This is a genomic window from Branchiibius cervicis (genome assembly GCF_042661605.1).
In the GTDB taxonomy this organism is placed as follows: Bacteria; Actinomycetota; Actinomycetes; order Actinomycetales; family Dermatophilaceae; genus Branchiibius; species Branchiibius cervicis.
In genome coordinates, this window is sequence record NZ_JBHSWJ010000002.1 from 3135964 (window position 1) to 3150940 (window position 14977).

15 protein-coding genes and 1 pseudogene are annotated in these 14977 nt (G+C 67.8%); 10 read left to right on the forward strand and 6 right to left on the reverse strand.

The features are described 5' to 3' along the window. Nucleotides 1-7: 7 nt before the first annotated feature. From ACFQBT_RS16210 to ACFQBT_RS16230, 5 genes and pseudogenes are all read right to left on the reverse strand, one after another. Entirely contained in the window at nt 8-919 is a 912-nt protein-coding gene (locus ACFQBT_RS16210) for a bifunctional methylenetetrahydrofolate dehydrogenase/methenyltetrahydrofolate cyclohydrolase (RefSeq protein WP_377824253.1), read from the reverse strand. Beyond that, nucleotides 916-1062, reverse strand: a complete 147-nt coding sequence (locus ACFQBT_RS16215) for a hypothetical protein (RefSeq protein WP_377824255.1) — start codon at nt 1060-1062, stop codon at nt 916-918. The genes ACFQBT_RS16210 and ACFQBT_RS16215 overlap by 4 nt, the downstream gene beginning before the upstream one ends. A gap of 28 nt (nt 1063-1090) precedes the next feature. Then, nucleotides 1091-2695 carry a class I adenylate-forming enzyme family protein gene (locus ACFQBT_RS16220; RefSeq protein ID WP_377824257.1) on the reverse strand — a complete coding sequence of 535 codons (1605 nt, stop codon included), beginning with the start codon at nt 2693-2695 and terminating at the stop codon, nt 1091-1093. A gap of 22 nt (nt 2696-2717) precedes the next feature. Continuing rightward, a pseudogene (locus ACFQBT_RS16225) lies at nt 2718-4360 on the reverse strand (acyl-CoA synthetase). Then, nucleotides 4302-5450, reverse strand: a complete 1149-nt coding sequence (locus tag ACFQBT_RS16230; protein WP_377824259.1) for an acyl-CoA dehydrogenase family protein — start codon at nt 5448-5450, stop codon at nt 4302-4304. Before ACFQBT_RS16230 ends, ACFQBT_RS16225 begins: the two are co-directional and overlap by 59 nt. A 79-nt stretch (nt 5451-5529) precedes the next feature. On the opposite strand from ACFQBT_RS16230, the gene ACFQBT_RS16235 reads away from it, so the two are divergent. From ACFQBT_RS16235 to ACFQBT_RS16280, 10 genes are read left to right on the forward strand one after another with little or no spacing between them, the layout of a single operon-like run. Next, the gene (locus ACFQBT_RS16235) at nt 5530-6321 is read left to right on the forward strand and encodes a TIGR03084 family metal-binding protein (RefSeq protein WP_377824261.1); all 792 of its coding nucleotides are present in this window, start codon (nt 5530-5532) and stop codon (nt 6319-6321) included. Continuing rightward, complete coding sequence (locus ACFQBT_RS16240; RefSeq protein ID WP_377824263.1) at nt 6318-6440, forward strand: hypothetical protein; 123 nt, start codon at nt 6318-6320, stop codon at nt 6438-6440. Before ACFQBT_RS16235 ends, ACFQBT_RS16240 begins: the two co-directional genes overlap by 4 nt. A 2-nt stretch (nt 6441-6442) precedes the next feature. Then, nucleotides 6443-8020 (forward strand): acyclic terpene utilization AtuA family protein, encoded by a 1578-nt coding sequence (locus ACFQBT_RS16245; protein WP_377824265.1) that lies wholly within the window; start codon nt 6443-6445, stop codon nt 8018-8020. Between the two features lies 1 nt (nt 8021). Then, complete coding sequence (locus tag ACFQBT_RS16250) at nt 8022-9197, forward strand: acyl-CoA dehydrogenase family protein (protein WP_377824266.1); 1176 nt, start codon at nt 8022-8024, stop codon at nt 9195-9197. Continuing rightward, the gene (locus tag ACFQBT_RS16255; RefSeq protein ID WP_377824268.1) at nt 9194-10792 is read left to right on the forward strand and encodes an acyl-CoA carboxylase subunit beta; all 1599 of its coding nucleotides are present in this window, start codon (nt 9194-9196) and stop codon (nt 10790-10792) included. The genes ACFQBT_RS16250 and ACFQBT_RS16255 overlap by 4 nt, the downstream gene beginning before the upstream one ends. A gap of 48 nt (nt 10793-10840) precedes the next feature. Then, complete coding sequence (locus ACFQBT_RS16260; protein WP_377824270.1) at nt 10841-11194, forward strand: biotin carboxylase N-terminal domain-containing protein; 354 nt, start codon at nt 10841-10843, stop codon at nt 11192-11194. Further along, a complete protein-coding gene (locus tag ACFQBT_RS16265; protein ID WP_377824271.1) occupies nt 11164-11676 on the forward strand; it encodes an ATP-binding protein in 513 nt (170 codons plus the stop codon). The genes ACFQBT_RS16260 and ACFQBT_RS16265 overlap by 31 nt, the downstream gene beginning before the upstream one ends. After that, nucleotides 11559-12803, forward strand: coding sequence for an ATP-binding protein (locus ACFQBT_RS16270; protein ID WP_377824272.1), 1245 nt, complete (start codon nt 11559-11561; stop codon nt 12801-12803). The genes ACFQBT_RS16265 and ACFQBT_RS16270 overlap by 118 nt, the downstream gene beginning before the upstream one ends. Then, nucleotides 12796-13578, forward strand: a complete 783-nt coding sequence (locus ACFQBT_RS16275) for an enoyl-CoA hydratase family protein (RefSeq protein ID WP_377824274.1) — start codon at nt 12796-12798, stop codon at nt 13576-13578. Before ACFQBT_RS16270 ends, ACFQBT_RS16275 begins: the two co-directional genes overlap by 8 nt. Then, on the forward strand, nt 13575-14189 hold the full coding sequence (locus tag ACFQBT_RS16280; RefSeq protein WP_377824276.1) for a TetR/AcrR family transcriptional regulator: 615 nt from the start codon (nt 13575-13577) through the stop codon (nt 14187-14189). The genes ACFQBT_RS16275 and ACFQBT_RS16280 overlap by 4 nt, the downstream gene beginning before the upstream one ends. A gap of 3 nt (nt 14190-14192) precedes the next feature. On the opposite strand, the gene ACFQBT_RS16285 is transcribed toward ACFQBT_RS16280, so the two are convergent. Next, nucleotides 14193-14879 carry an SDR family oxidoreductase gene (locus tag ACFQBT_RS16285; protein WP_377824278.1) on the reverse strand — a complete coding sequence of 229 codons (687 nt, stop codon included), beginning with the start codon at nt 14877-14879 and terminating at the stop codon, nt 14193-14195. Nucleotides 14880-14977: the final 98 nt, after the last annotated feature.

The window sequence follows — 14977 nt, forward strand, 5'->3', positions numbered from 1 at the left end:
GCCGCGTCTATCGCCGAAGCGCGGCGAGCCGGGTCAGGTTGCGACCCGCCATCGCGATCGTCATGGGTCCGACACGGGGAATGAAGACGCTGGCGCGATCCCGCACCGAAGGATCGAAGTTGGTGAACTCGGCGACGTCGACGCAGATGGCTCCGGGTCGGATCTCCTCGCCCCGGATCGGTTCGAAATCTCGTGAGGGCACCGCGGAGATGACCACGTCGGACGCGGCCAGGGCGGAGGCCCGATCGATCCCCGACTCATGCAGGTCGTGGGCGTGGCGACCGATAGCAGGTTCGAACGTCACCGAACCGTCCACGTCCAGCGAGTGCACCCGCGCGCCGTCGTTGGCCAGCATCGCCGCGAGCGGTCGACCGACGATGTCACTGCGGTTGATCACGCACGCCGTCACCCCTTCCAACGGCGCCGAGGAGCCCGAGCCCCGCATGCCGGCGTAGTCGAGCAACTTGAGAATGGCCAGCGGGGTGCACGGCAAGATCGCCCGCAGCGTGCGATCGGGGTCCACGTAGCGCTGGTTCTCATAGAGCAGCCGGCTCCAGAAGGAATGCATCCCCTCCATGTCTTTCCGTGGATCGACCAGTTCCCGCAACCAGCGATCCTGCGGCCGGTCGATGAGCGGGTAGTAGAGGAAGACACCGTCGACTGCGGGGTCGTTGTTGGCGTCGGCGATTGCCGGCTGGACCTCCGGCGCAGCCACCTTCCGCAGGTCGAATTCGATGCCCATTGAGCCGAATCCCTTGGCGGCGTAGCGGGCGTACGTCGCGGCGGGCCCGCTGTCGCGTCCGAGCAGACCCACGACGCGAAGGCTTCGTCCTCCGTTGGCCAGGCGCTGCACCTGCGCCCGGACCTGGTCCCGATACTGCTCGGCGACGACCGCCGGGTCGAGTTCAACCGCGGTCATCGGACCGGATCCAAACGCTGCACCAGCGATTCGCGGCGCTCCCGTAAAGATGCCGCCACGCAACCACCACCGGGAGTGGCCGACGACGACTCCGTCGTCGCGCCGGGATCCCCGGTGCGCTCGTCCCACAGACTGCTTGTCACGACGGCAACCTTACGGGCGTCGCCCGGGCTACTCGCGCAAAGCGGCTCGCACCTCGTGCTTCTGGACCTTCCCGGTGGCGGTCTTCGGCAACTCGGGCAGCACTCGCACCGTCTTGGGCACCTGGAAGCCGGCCAGCCGCTGCTTCGCCGCCGCAACCACGTCGTCGGCCAACTGCGCGGCCGGCACCGAGCCATCGGACACGACCACCGCCGTCACCGCTTCGCCCCAGCGCTCGTCCGGTACGCCGACCACGCAGCACTCGGCCACACCGGGCACCCCGCCGATGACGCGCTCGACGATCACCGACGACACGTTCTCGCCACCGGACTTGATGATGTCCTTGACCCGGTCGGTGAACCACACCACCGAGTCCTTGTCGATGTGCCCGACGTCTCCGCTGTGGAACCAGCCGCCCGCGAACGCTGAGGCGTTGGCCGCCGGGTTGTTCCAGTACCCGGAACACACGTTGCCGCCGCGGTAGACGATCTCCCCGGTCTCGTCGATTCCGACGACACCGCCGCCGGGCTGCATGATGCCCACGTCGAGGGTCGGAACCGCCGAACCCCACGACGTCGGTGCGCTGTGCCGGTGCTCCGGGAACTGCATCACCGTCGCGGGCACCACCTCGGTCTGTCCCGAGCCCAGAATCACGTCCGCGTTGGTGAACGTGTCGTCGACGGCCGCCAGTAGCTCGTCCGGCATCGGGGCCATCGCGTAGATCGCCGTGGTCACGCCGCTGACGTCCCGCGGCTTGGCCTTGAACGCGGCCAGCGTCGCCGCCCACATCATCGGCAACATCATGGTGTGCGTGACGTTTTCGCGCTCGATGAGGTCGAGTACGGCGTTCGGATCGAACGCGGGCAACAGCACCGCCGTGCCGCCGACGGTCAGCATCGGCTGGGTCAGCGTGTTCAGCGCCGTGGTGTGGAACATCGGCAGCACCACCAGCATCGTCGGCGACTGCAGACCCCACGTCTGCCGGGTCACGATGACATCGGACAGCAGCGCGATCTGCAGTGACACGTGGCTGACCAGCACGCCCTTGGGCCGCGACGTCGTGCCCGAGGTGTACAGACACTGCACGATGTCGCGGTCATCCACGATCACCTCGACCGGGCCGCCTGACGAAGCCGCGGTCCACGCGTCCCAATCCTCGGTGCGTACCCGCTCGAAGGGCTCGCTCCCGCCCACCACGATCACGGTCTCGACCAACGGCAGGTCCGGCAACAGTGCGGCGACCCGGGGTGCGAACATCGCGTCGACCACGATGACGGTCGCCTCGGCATCCGCCAGGATCCACCGCTGGTCAGCCGCCGTCAGCACGATGTTGACCGGCATCGCGACCATCCCGGACTTCGCGCACCCGTAGTAGGTCGCCAGGAACCGCCACGAGTTCATCATCAGCATCGCCACCGGCGATTGGGTCGGCAGGCCCAGGTCCAGCAGCGCGCGAGCGACGTGCTCGGCGGAGTCGTTCAACTCGGCGTACGTCACCCGATCGGCCCCGTCGACCACGGCCACTCGGTCCGGAAACATTCCCGAGATCCGGCGCAGCGAGTCACCGATGTTGACCCGCGTAGCCAGGTTGTATTCCAGCGGATCGACTTGCGAGACATCGGCTTTCATCGGCATGTCAGCTCTCCTTCGTAGGACGTCATCGGTTCACAGCGCTGGCCGCGCCGCCGTACAGCTCGCGCAGATCCCGCTTGAGCACCTTGCCGGTGGCGGTCCGCGGGAGGGCCTCGACGAATTCGACGCGCTTGGGCGACTTGAAGTGCGCGACCCGGTCACGGGTCCACGCCAGCAGTTCCTCGGCGCTCACCTGACCGTCCGGCGTACGCGCGACGACGGCCACGATGCTCTCCCCCAGGCGGTGTCGGGTACGCCGATCACGGCCACCTCGCCCACGTCCGGGTGGCGATACATCACCTGCTCGACCTCGATGGGGTACACGTTCTCCCCACCGGTGATGATCATGTCCTTCTTGCGGTCGACCAGGGTGTAGAAACCGGCCTCGTCGCGGCGGCCCAGGTCGCCGGTGTGGAACCATCCGCCGCGCATGGCCTCGGCGGTGGCCTCCGGCTTCTTCCAGTAGCCGGCCATGACGTTCGGGCCGCGGATGACCAGCTCGCCGACCTCACCGATCGGCACGTCCTCACCCGTCTCGTCGACCAACCGGAACTCGACGTGCATCAGCGGCTTGCCGATCGATCCGGCGTGATCGACGACTTCATCCGGCTGCAGACACGACGCGTTTGGCGAGGTCTCGGTCATCCCGAAACCCTCGGTGAACTGCACTCCCAGCGCGCGCATCCCTTCGATGACCACGATGGGGCACGGGGCGCCTCCGCTGACCGCGGTCCGCAGCGACGACAGATCGCGCGTGGCAAAGGACGGAGCGTTGAGTACGGCCGCCCACATGGCGGGGACGAGGAAGGCATTGGTGATGCGGTGCCGTTCGGCCAGTTCCAGCCACGACTCGGGCGTGAACGCCTCCTGGATCACCGTGCTTGCCCCGAGGTAGAGGTAGGGCATCGTGTGAACGCCGAGGGCGCCGATGTGGAACAGCGGAGCGCTGGACAACGTGATGTCGCGGCGGTTGTTGCCGTCGCCGAGCCCCAGACCGTTGAAGACATTCCACTGGAAGTTGCCGTGGGTCAGCATGGCGCCCTTGGGGGCGCCCGTCGTGCCCGAGGTGTACATCAGCACGCACACCTCGTCGAGATCGATCAACCGGGTGACCCGCTCGGGTTTCCCGCTACGCAGCAGGTCCTCGTATTCGCCCTCTGCACCTGCGGCCCGGTCGGCGGCCGTCGGCACCGCGATGCGGGTTTGCACCGCCGTACCCTCCGCACATGCGGCATCGGCCAGGGCGGTCAAGGAGGTGGACGCGAACAACACCTTGGCGCCGCTGTCGGTGAGCACGTAGCGCACCTCGGGCGCCGACAGTCGGAAGTTCACCGGGACGCTGATCGCGCCGAGCTTGGCGACCGCGACGTAGATCTCCATCATCGCCACGCTGTTCAGGGTCAGCATCGCGACGCGGTCGCCGCGCACGACTCCTTCGCTACTCAACGCATCCGCCAACCGGTTGGTGCGCACCTCCAATTCGGCGTAGGTGGTCACCTGCCCGGTCTCGGCGCTGACCAGCGCGGGCCGGTCCGGGTTACGCAGCGCGTGCTTGGTGACCCAGTCACCGAAACCGGCGTCGACGCCGAGTGCGTTGTCCACGATCGCCTCAGCCCAGCGGGTAGCCGTCGATGCGAGCGATGACCTGCAGCATGACTTCGTCCGCACCGCCGCCGATGGAGGCCAGGCGGGCGTCGCGGAACATGCGTGCCGTCCAGGTCTCCTCCATGTAGCCGATCCCGCCGTGGAACTGCAGGCACATGTCTGCCACCTCCCGCACCAACCGGCCCGCCTCCCACTTGGCGATCGAGGCCATCCGGGTGATGTCCTCCCCCGCCATGAGCGCCTCGCACACGGCCTGGTTGTGGTGCCGGAGCAGATCGTTGCGGGCCGCCAACTCGGTCAGCCGGAACGCGATGTACTGGTGCGACGCCAGCGGTTTGCCGAAGGTGGTGCGCTGCTTCAAATACTCCCGCGTCTTTTCCAGCGCCACGTCGATCTGTCCGACGATCGAATACGCCGCTGACATCCGCTCGATGACGAACTGTTCCATCTGCTGCTGGAATCCGCGCCCGATCGTCCCGATCGTGTTCGCGACCGGGACCCGCACCTCATCGAGGACGAGTTCAGCGGTGTCGGACGAGCGGTTGCCCAGCTTGTCGAGTTTGCGGGCGACCGAGAAACCTTCGGACGAGGTGGGTACGACGATCTGCGACATCCCGCGGTAACCGCCCTCGTCCGAGGTGCGCACCAGCAGGCAGACCCAGTCGGCCTGTACTCCGTTGGTGATGTAGAGCTTGCGACCGGTGATCACCCAGTCGTCACCGTCGCGAGTGGCCCGCGTGCGTAGCGCGGACACGTCGGAACCGGTGTCCGGCTCGGTGACCCCGATCGCGGCGACCATCTCACCGGCGATCGCCGGCTTGAGGTACTTCTGGCGCAGTTCCTTCGACCCGTACTTCGCCAACGACGGGGTCGCCATGTTGGCCTGCACGTTGATCGCCATGGAGACACCGCCGGCAGCGATCCTGCCCAGCTCCTCACAAGCCACCATCGTGTAGGAGTGATCGGCGCCCTCCCCGCCGTCCTCCGGGTCGTACTCGATCCCGAGCAACCCGTATTTGCCCAGCTGCGGGAACAGGTCGTGCGCGGGGAAGATGCCCTCCGACTCCCACTGATCGACGTACGGGTTGATCTGGGTGTCCACCACCGACCGAACGGTGGCCGCGAACGATCGGTGGTCATCGGTGAGCCGCATGTCCGAACGTTACCCAGATCACACTTTCGAAAACAAGCAGTGTTGCTTGATTTCTTTCCGTGTGGCAACGTCAGCCCTCATGAGTACCGTGGATCACCTCATCGCCGAGGGCGACGAGCTGGACCGCCTGGTGGCTGACCTGACCCCCGACCAATGGCGGCTGGCGACGCCCGCAGCCGGGTGGAGCATCGCCCATCAGATCGGCCACCTGGCCTGGACCGACGAGGTCGCCCTGACCGCGGTGACCGATCCGGACTCCTTCGGCGCAGTCGTGGCTGAAGCCGCTACCGACCCGTTGCACTTCACGGACATAACAGCCGCGCAACGGGCGAATTTGCCTGTCGCGCAATTGCTTTCGCAATGGCGAGCCGGGCGCTCGAAGCTGGCCGTAGCGCTGGAGCACCTGCCCCCGGACACCGCCATCCCCTGGTTCGGCCCGCCCATGAAGCCCCGTTCGATGGCGACGGCACGACTGATGGAGACGTGGGCGCACGGCCAGGACGTGGCGGACGCACTCGGCGTACGTCGAGTGCCCACCGATCGCTTGAAGGACATCGCCCACCTGGGGGTGCGGACCCGCACTTTCGCCTACGCGATCAACGACCTCCCGTTGCCCGCCGCCGAACCGCTTGTGGAACTGACCGCGCCGTCAGGTGAGCTGTGGGTCTGGGGGCCGCAGGACGCGACCGATCGCATCACCGGACCCGCGGAGGACTTCTGCCTGGCCGTCACGCAGCGCCGCGAGCTGCCGGACCTGGCCCTCGCCGCCACACCCGGGGTCGCAACCGAGTGGCTCACCATTGCGCAGGCTTTCGCCGGCGCACCCAAAGCGGCCGTGCGCGCCGCACACACCACGGAGGTGACCCAATGACCGACGCCCTGCGAGTGGGCAACTGTTCCGGCTTCTACGGCGACCGGATCAGCGCCATGCGCGAGATGCTGGAGGAGGTCCGCTCGACGTACTCACCGGCGACTACCTGGCTGAGCTGACCATGCTGATCCTGGGCCGGGACAAAGCCAAGGATCCCTCGCTGGGCTACGCCAAGACGTTCCTTCGCCAACTCGAGGAGTGCCTCGGCCTGGCGATCGACGAGGGCGTGCAAATCGTGAGTAACGCGGGCGGGCAGAACCCGGCCGGGCTGGCGGCGGCGATCCACGAGCTGTCCGAGCGCCTGGGCCTGGGTGCCACCGTGGCGTACGTCGATGGCGACGACGTGACCGACCGCGCCGCGCAGCTCGGCCTGCCCGAGTCCCTGGCGGCCAACGCCTACCTCGGAGCGTTCGGGATCGCCGAAGGAGTGCGCTCGGGAGCCAACGTCGTCATCAGCGGCCGGGTCACCGACGCCTCGGTCATCATCGGTCCCGCGATCGCCCGATTCGATTGGGGCCGAGACGATTACGATGCGCTGGCTGGGGCGACGGTGGCCGGTCACATCATCGAGTGCGGCACTCAGGCCACCGGCGGCAACTTCGCCTTCTTCACCGAGATCGCCGACCTGCTGCACCCCGGATTCCCGATTGCCGAGATTCGCGCCGATGGCAGCAGCGTCATCACCAAGCACCCCGGCACCGCCGGCGCCGTCACCGTGGACACCGTCACGGCGCAGTTGCTCTACGAGATCGGCTCCGAGCGCTACTACGGCCCCGACGTCACCACCCGGCTCGACAGCATCCGCTTGTCCCAGGAGGGAGCCGACCGCGTCCTGGTGGAGGCGGTGACCGGTGAAGCGCCACCGGCAACCCTGAAGGTGTCGTGCAACGCTCTCGGCGGGTTCCGCAACCAGGTGGCCATGGTGCTCACCGGGCTGGACATCGAGGCCAAGGCGGATCTGGCCCGACGCGGCTTCGAGCAGGCACTGAAAACCAAACCAGCGCAGATCGATTGGGAGCTGACCAAGACCACACAGGCGGACGCGGACACCGAAGAAGGAGCCTCCGCCAAACTGATCGTCACCGCGCGTGACAAGGACCCGAAGGTCGTCGGTCGGGCCTTCAGTAATGCCGGTGTCGAAATCGCACTGGCCAGCTACCCCGGGTTCCACTCGATGACCCCGCCGGCGGACGCCACGGCGTACGGCGTCTTCACACCCGGGTTCATCCCCCAGGAAGAGGTCGAGCACCGCGTCACGTTGCCGGACGGCACCCAGCAGATCGTCGACGCTCCCGGTGCCTACCTGACCGAGACCGCGATCGAGCCGGTGCGCCTGCCGACCCCGCCCACCGGCGACACGGTGCGGGCACCGCTGGGCCGGGTCGCCGGTGCCCGCAGCGGAGACAAGGGCGGCAGCGCCAACATCGGCGTGTGGGCACGCGATGACGCTGGGTTCGCCTGGCTGGCCAACACGCTGACGACCGACAAGGTCCGGGAACTACTGCCCGAGACAGCCGATCTGACGATTCACCGCACCGTCTTCCCGAGCCTGCGGGCCGTGAACTTCCTCATCGAGGACATCCTCGGCGAGGGCGTCGCCTATCAGGCCCGCTTCGACCCGCAGGCCAAGGGCCTCGGCGAATGGTTGCGCGGCCGCTACCTCGACATCCCCACATCCCTGCTGCCCGAAGGAGCCTGACGTGCCCGGAAAAGACCAGAACCCCTGGCAGACCGACGAGTTGCGCGCGTTGCGTGACACCGTCACCCGATTCACCAAGGACCAGATCCTGCCCTACCAGGATCAGTGGGAGCAGGACGGTGAGCTGCCCCGCGAGCTGTCCAAAAAGGCCGGCGCGCTCGGCCTGATGGGTGCGGGGTACCCCGAGGAGGTCGGCGGTGGCGGCGGCGGTCTGCGCGCTTCGGTCACGGTGACCGAGGCACTCCTGGAAGCCGGTGCGGCAGGCGGCGTCCCGGCGAGCATGATCACCACCGGCATCAACGTGCCGCACCTGATCGCGGCCGGTGACCCCTGGCAGATCGACCGCTGGGTGCGTCCCGCGCTGGACGGCGACATCATCGGCTCCCTGGCCATCACCGAGCCGGGCGGCGGCTCCGACGTGGGCGGTCTGCGCACGACCGCCCGCCGTGACGGTGATGAGTACGTCGTCAACGGCGCCAAGACGTTCATCACCTCCGGCACCCGCGCCGACTTCGTCGTGACGGCCGTGCGCACCGGCGGCCCCGAGCTGCCTCGCGCGCGGGGCGTGTCGTTGCTGGTGATCGAGAAGGGAATGCCCGGCTTCACCGTCAGCAAGAAGCTGCAGAAGATGGGCTGGCACTGCTCTGACACCGCCGAGCTCAGTTTCGAGGACGTGCGCGTGCCCGTCCGGCACTTGGTCGGCGAGGAGAACACCGGCTTCGCCCAGATCGGCGCCCACTTCGTCAGTGAGCGGATCTGGCTTGCGGCGCAAGCGTATTCGCACGCTCAGCGCTGCCTGGATCTCACCGTTCAGTGGTGCCGTGACCGGGTCACCTTCGGTGAGCCGCTGATCAGCCGGCTGTCGGTGCAGGACACCCTCGCGGAGATGGCCCGCAAGATCGACCTTGCCCGTACCTACACCCATGCGGTGGTCGACCAGGCGGAGTCCGGTGACACCACCGACCTGATCCCGCGGGTCTGCTTCGCCAAGAACACCGCCACGGAGTACGGCGAGTGGGTGGCTGACCGTGCCGTCCAGCTGTTCGGCGGCATGGGTTACCTCACCGAGGGCGAGGTCGAACGGCAGTACCGCGACATGCGTATCCTCGGCATCGGCGGCGGCACGGTGGAGATTCTGCGGCAGTTGGCCGCCCGCAACCTGGGGCTGACCGCGTGACCACCCTGAAGTCTGCGCTGGACACCGCCAGTCCGGAGTACGCCGCCAACGTCGCTGCGATGCAGGAGAAGCTGGTCGAGATCGACGGCGAGCTGGCCAAGGCCGTCGACGGTGGCGGAGAACGCTCGAACGCCCGGCACGCCTCCCGAGGCAAGCTGACCGCCCGGGCTCGCATCGAGTTACTTCTGGACCGCGACTCGCCCTTCCTGGAGTTGTGCCCGCTGGCCGGATACGGCAGCGAGTTCACCGTCGGCGGCAGCATTGCCGGCGGGATCGGTGTCGTCAACGGCGTCGAGTGCATGATCGTGGCCACCGACCCGACCGTGAAGGGCGGTGCCACAAACCCCTGGGCGATGCGCAAGTCGCTGCGGCTGCAGACGATTGCCCTGGAGAACCGGTTGCCCGTCATCTCGTTGGTGGAGTCCGGCGGCGCGGATCTGCCGCGGCAGCTGGAGATCTTCATCCCCGGCGGCCGGTCGTTCAAGAACCTCACCAACCTGTCCAAAGCCGGCATCCCGACCATCGCCCTGGTCTTCGGTAACTCCACGGCCGGCGGGGCTTACCTGCCCGGGATGAGCGATCACATCGTGATGATCAAGGAGCGTTCCAAGGTGTTCTTGGCCGGTCCGCCGTTGGTGAAGGCCGCCACCGGGGAGATCAGCAACGACGAGGAGCTCGGCGGTGCTGAGATGCACTCGCGGGTCTCGGGACTGGCCGACTACTTCGCCGAGGACGAGCAGGACGCCTGCCGGATCGGGCGGCTGATCGTCGGCCGGTTGAACTGGAAGAAGGCCGGACCGAAGCCGCGGCCGGTGGCCCCGGCGCCGCGCTACGACGAGAACGAGTTGCTGGGCGTCGTACCGCCGGACCTGAAGGTGCCGTTCGATCCCAAGGAGGTCATCGCGCGAGTCGTGGACGACTCCGACTTCGATGAGTTCAAACCGCTCTTCGGCACGTCGCTGGTGACCGGCTGGGCCGACGTGCACGGTTACCCGATCGGGATCCTGGCCAACGCCCGCGGCGCACTCTTCAACGAGGACGCCCTGAAGGCAACGCAATTCATCCAGTTGGCCAACCGCTACAACACCCCCTTGCTCTTCCTGCACAACACGACCGGCTACATGGTCGGCAAGGACTACGAGCAGCGCGGCATCATCAAGCACGGCGCGATGATGATCAACGCGGTGTCCAACTCCACGGTCCCGCATATCTCGATCCTGCTCGGATCCTCCTACGGTGCAGGGCATTACGGCATGTGCGGTCGTCCCTATGATCCGCGCTTCCTGTTCACCTGGCCGAGCGCCCGATCCTCGGTGATGGGTGCCCAGCAGTTGGCCGAGGTGACCTACAACGTGTCGAAGGCGTCCGCCGAGGCGCAGGGCAAACCGTTCGACGACGAAGGCGCCCTGGCGATCAAGGCCGCGATCGAGCACCAGATCGACGCCGAATCCCTGCCCTTGGTCCTGTCCGGGATGGTCTACGACGACGGGATCATCGACCCGCGTGACACCCGCACCGTCCTGGGCATGACCCTGTCCGCAATCCACTCCGCACCAGTGGAAGGCACCGGCGAGTTCGGTGTCTTCCGGATGTGAGGCCCGCCCGTGTATTCACCGACCATCAGTACCGCCCCCATCGGCAGGGTGCTTGTCGCCAACCGCGGTGAGATCGCCCGCCGGGTCTTCCGCACCTGCCGTGATCGTGGCATCGAGACCGTGGCCGTCTTCTCCGACGCCGACCGGGATGCCGCGTTCGTCCGCGAGGCGGACCGCGCAGTGCACTTGCCAGGGTCAGCGCCCGCCGACACCTACCTGCGCGGTGACCTGGTGATCGCCGCCGCGCTCACCGCGGGCGCCCACGCGATCCACCCGGGCTACGGATTCCTCTCGGAGAACGCCGATTTCGCCCAATCCGTGCTGGACGCCGGCCTGGTCTGGCTCGGCCCCCGCCCGCCGCGATCGCCGCCATGGGCTCCAAGATCGAGTCCAAGGCGATGATGGCCGACGCCGGCGTCCCCGTCCTGACCCGGTTGCAGCCGGATTCCGTGACGCAGAAGGATCTGCCGGTCCTGATCAAGGCGTCGGCGGGCGGCGGCGGCCGCGGGATGCGCGTCGTACGCTCATTGGCCGATCTACCCGGCGAGATCGAAACGGCGGCGCGGGAGGCAAAGTCGGCCTTCGGCGACGAGACGGTGTTCTGCGAGCGGTACGTCGAGACCGGCCGGCATATCGAAGTGCAGGTCATGGCCGACACGCATGGCACCGTGTGGGCGGTCGGCGAGCGCGAGTGCTCGATCCAGCGCCGCCACCAGAAGGTGTTCGAGGAAGCACCGTCCCCCTGGTCGAGCGGGTGGGCCAGGGCATGCGCGATCGCCTGTACGACGCGGCCCGGGCCGCCGCCAAAGCCGTCGATTACGTGGGGGCCGGCACGGTGGAGTTCCTCGCCGACCACGACGGGGAGTTCTTCTTCCTGGAGATGAACACCCGCCTGCAGGTCGAGCACCCGGTGACCGAGAACGTCACCGGTCTGGACCTGGTCGGCCTCCAACTGGACGTCGCCACCGGGTTGCCGCTGATCGGTGACGAACCGGCGATGCACGGCTGGTCCATCGAGGCCCGGCTCTACGCCGAGGACCCGGGCGCCGACTGGCAGCCGCAGTCCGGCACGATGTCCGGCTTTGCCGTCCCGGGCGTGACCGAGCGGTTCACCCTCACTCCCACACGGGGCATCCGTCTGGACTCCGGCACCGAGGCCGGCGACACCATCGGAGTGCACTACGACCCGATGCTGGCCAAGGTCATCGCCACCGCGCCGACCCGACTCGAAGCCTGCCGCTTGCTGGCGAAAACTCTGCAGGACAGCGTGATCGAGGGTGTCGTCACGAACCGGGACCTACTGGTCGGCGTGTTGCGCGACCCGGAGTTCCTTTCCGGCGAGTTCGACACCGGCTACTTCGCCCATCACGATCCGGCCGACCTCACGCGCGGTCAGCAACTCTCTGCGCCATTGGCCGCAGTGGTCGCGGCGGTCGCGGACGCGGCCATGGAGCGGTCTGCCGCCGTGGTGGATGCCGATCTCCCGTCCGGCTGGCGCAACGTGGTGTCCGCACCACAGACTCGCAGCTACCGTCGCGGCGACGACGACGAGATCACTGTGAGCTACCGGTTCACCCGTGATGGGGTGGTGATCACGTCCCCGTCGCTGGATGAGTTGCGCATCGTGTCCGCTTCTGCGGATGCGGTCGAAGTGCAGCAGGCCGGGCTGCGCACCCGCTACCGCGTCGGCCGTTCGACGGTGCGAGATGACCAACGGGTACACGTGCAGGGCCCGGACGGTTCACTCACGCTGGATGTGGTCCCCCGGTTCGTCGACCCATCGACACTGGCGACCCCTGGATCCCTGGTGGCACCGATGCCGGGAGTGGTCTCCCGGGTCGCGGTGAGCGAAGGCGACACCGTCACACAGGGGCAGCCCCTGTTGTGGCTGGAGGCGATGAAAATGGAACACGCCGTGCTCGCCACCGCCGACGGCCTGGTGACCCGACTGGTCGCCCAGGGCACACAGGTCGAACCGGGCGCCGTGCTGGCCGTGGTGGGCGATGAGTGAGGAGCTGGTCCACTACGAAGTGGCCGACGGCATCGCGACGATCACGCTGGACTCGCCGCACAATCGCAACGCCCTCTCCGACCCGCTGGTTGAATCGCTGAATTCGGCGCTGCAACAGGCTGATTCGGCTGTGGACGTCCGAGTTGTCGTCCTGACCCACAGTGGCGGCACCTTCTGCGCCGGGGCAGACCTCTCCTCGGCCTCGTCGTTGCCCCCGGGCGCGGATCCGGTGACCGCACGCGGCCAAGCGCTGGCTGACCTGCTGCGGGCGATGCTATCGCTGGGTAAACCGATCGTCGGGCGCCTCGACGGACACGTGAGAGCCGGCGGCATGGGCCTGGTCGGAGCATGCGACATCGTGGTCGCGGGTCCACGGACCACCTTCGCGCTGACCGAAGCGCGACTGGGTCTGGCCCCGTCCGTGATCTCACTGACCGTGTTACCGAGGTTGACCTCCCGTGACGCGGCGGACCTTGCGCTCACGGGACGGGTTCTGACCGCGCTGGAAGGTGCAGAGCGCGGCTGGGTGACTCACGCCGTACCCGACTCGGCGGATGTCGACGGCGCCACGCGCGGGGTGCTCACGGACCTGCTCAAGTGCTCACCCCAGGGTCTGGCGGAGACCAAGCTGCTGCTGAATCGCTCCCTGCTGCAGAGGTTCGACGCCAACCGGGAGATCGTCGTCGAGCAGTCGGCGCGGCTGTTCGCCAGCGAAGAGGCACGCGAAGGAATGGCTGCGTTCCTGGAGAAGCGACCACCGCGGTGGGCGAGGTGACGACCGCCGAGCGCGAGGTGCGCGAGCCGAAGCAGGATCGCAGCCGCGCCACGCGCCAGCGGTTGCTGCAGGCTGCGATCACCGTGCTGGCCCGCGACGGCTGGGACAACGCAACCGTCGCGAACATCGCCGCGCAGGCCGGCATCAGCCGCGGTGCGGCCCAGCACCACTTCCCCACCAGGGAGGATCTGAACTTCGCGGCGCTGGACTACATCTTCGAGCGCCGCCGTGAAGCGATCAGCACGCTGGAGACCGATCTGCAGGGCCCGGACCGGCAGCGGCGCGCGGTGAGCGTGCTCATCGAGTACTACGCCGACGACTTCTTCAAGGCGGCGCTGCAGGTGTGGACCGCGGCCGCGGCCGACGACGCCCTGCGCGATCGGTTGGTGCCGCTGGAACGCCGGCTGGGCCGCGGTACCCACGAGATGGCGGTACGGCTGCTGGACGCCGACGATTCCGACCCCGCCACCCACCGACTGATCCAGGCCACCCTGGACCTGGCTCGTGGCCTCGGCCTGGCGGACGTCCTGACCGACGACTCACGGCGCCGCAGACAGATCGCGGCCGAATGGGGCGCCGTCCTCGAGGCGTCGATCAAGACCCTGCCCTGAGTCTCACGCGGAGCGGGCACCGCCCTCGACGTGGATCGTCTCGCCGCTGACGAAACTCGCGCCCCACAGCCACACGACCGCTTCCACGATGTCCTCGGTGCGCCCGACCCGGCCGGCGAGATTCCCCCGCGCGACCTGCTCGAAGAACGCGTCGCGCTGCGCCTCCGGCATCGCGTCGTGGGAGCCGGAGTCGATGATCCCCGGCGAAACGGCGTTGACCCGCACCGGCGCCAACTCCTTGGCCAGGTGCGACACGGCGAAGGCGACCGCCCCGTTGGTGATCCCCATGATGCTGTAGCCCGGCGCCGGTTTCCACGCGGCCACCCCGCTGAAGAGCACGATGGACCCGGTCACGTCGAAGTGCTTGGCCACCAGCAACGGACCCACGACCTTGGCGTCGAAGGCGGTCAGCGCGGCGGTCTTGTCCAGCTCCGCCACCGGCACGTTGTGGTGGGCCGCCGCCGTCGACACGATGTGGTCGACCGGGCCCAATTCCGCTGCCGCAGCGGCAATCGAGTCCTCGTCGGTGATATCCAGGTGAAGCACCTGGAAGCCTTCAGCGACCTCGCGCAACGAACGTACGCCAATCGTCACGTCCGCGCCGAGCGCCGCCGCCTTCTGCGCGATAGCCAGGCCGAGATTCTTACCGCCGCCGATCACGAGCACCCTCTGGCCGGTCAGGTCCGTCATCGTCTTCTCCTTCGTTGCGGATACGCTGTCGGGCAAGACGGTATCTATTTGATACCGGTATCTACAACGAAACCGACTCCGACCAGGAATGATCCGAC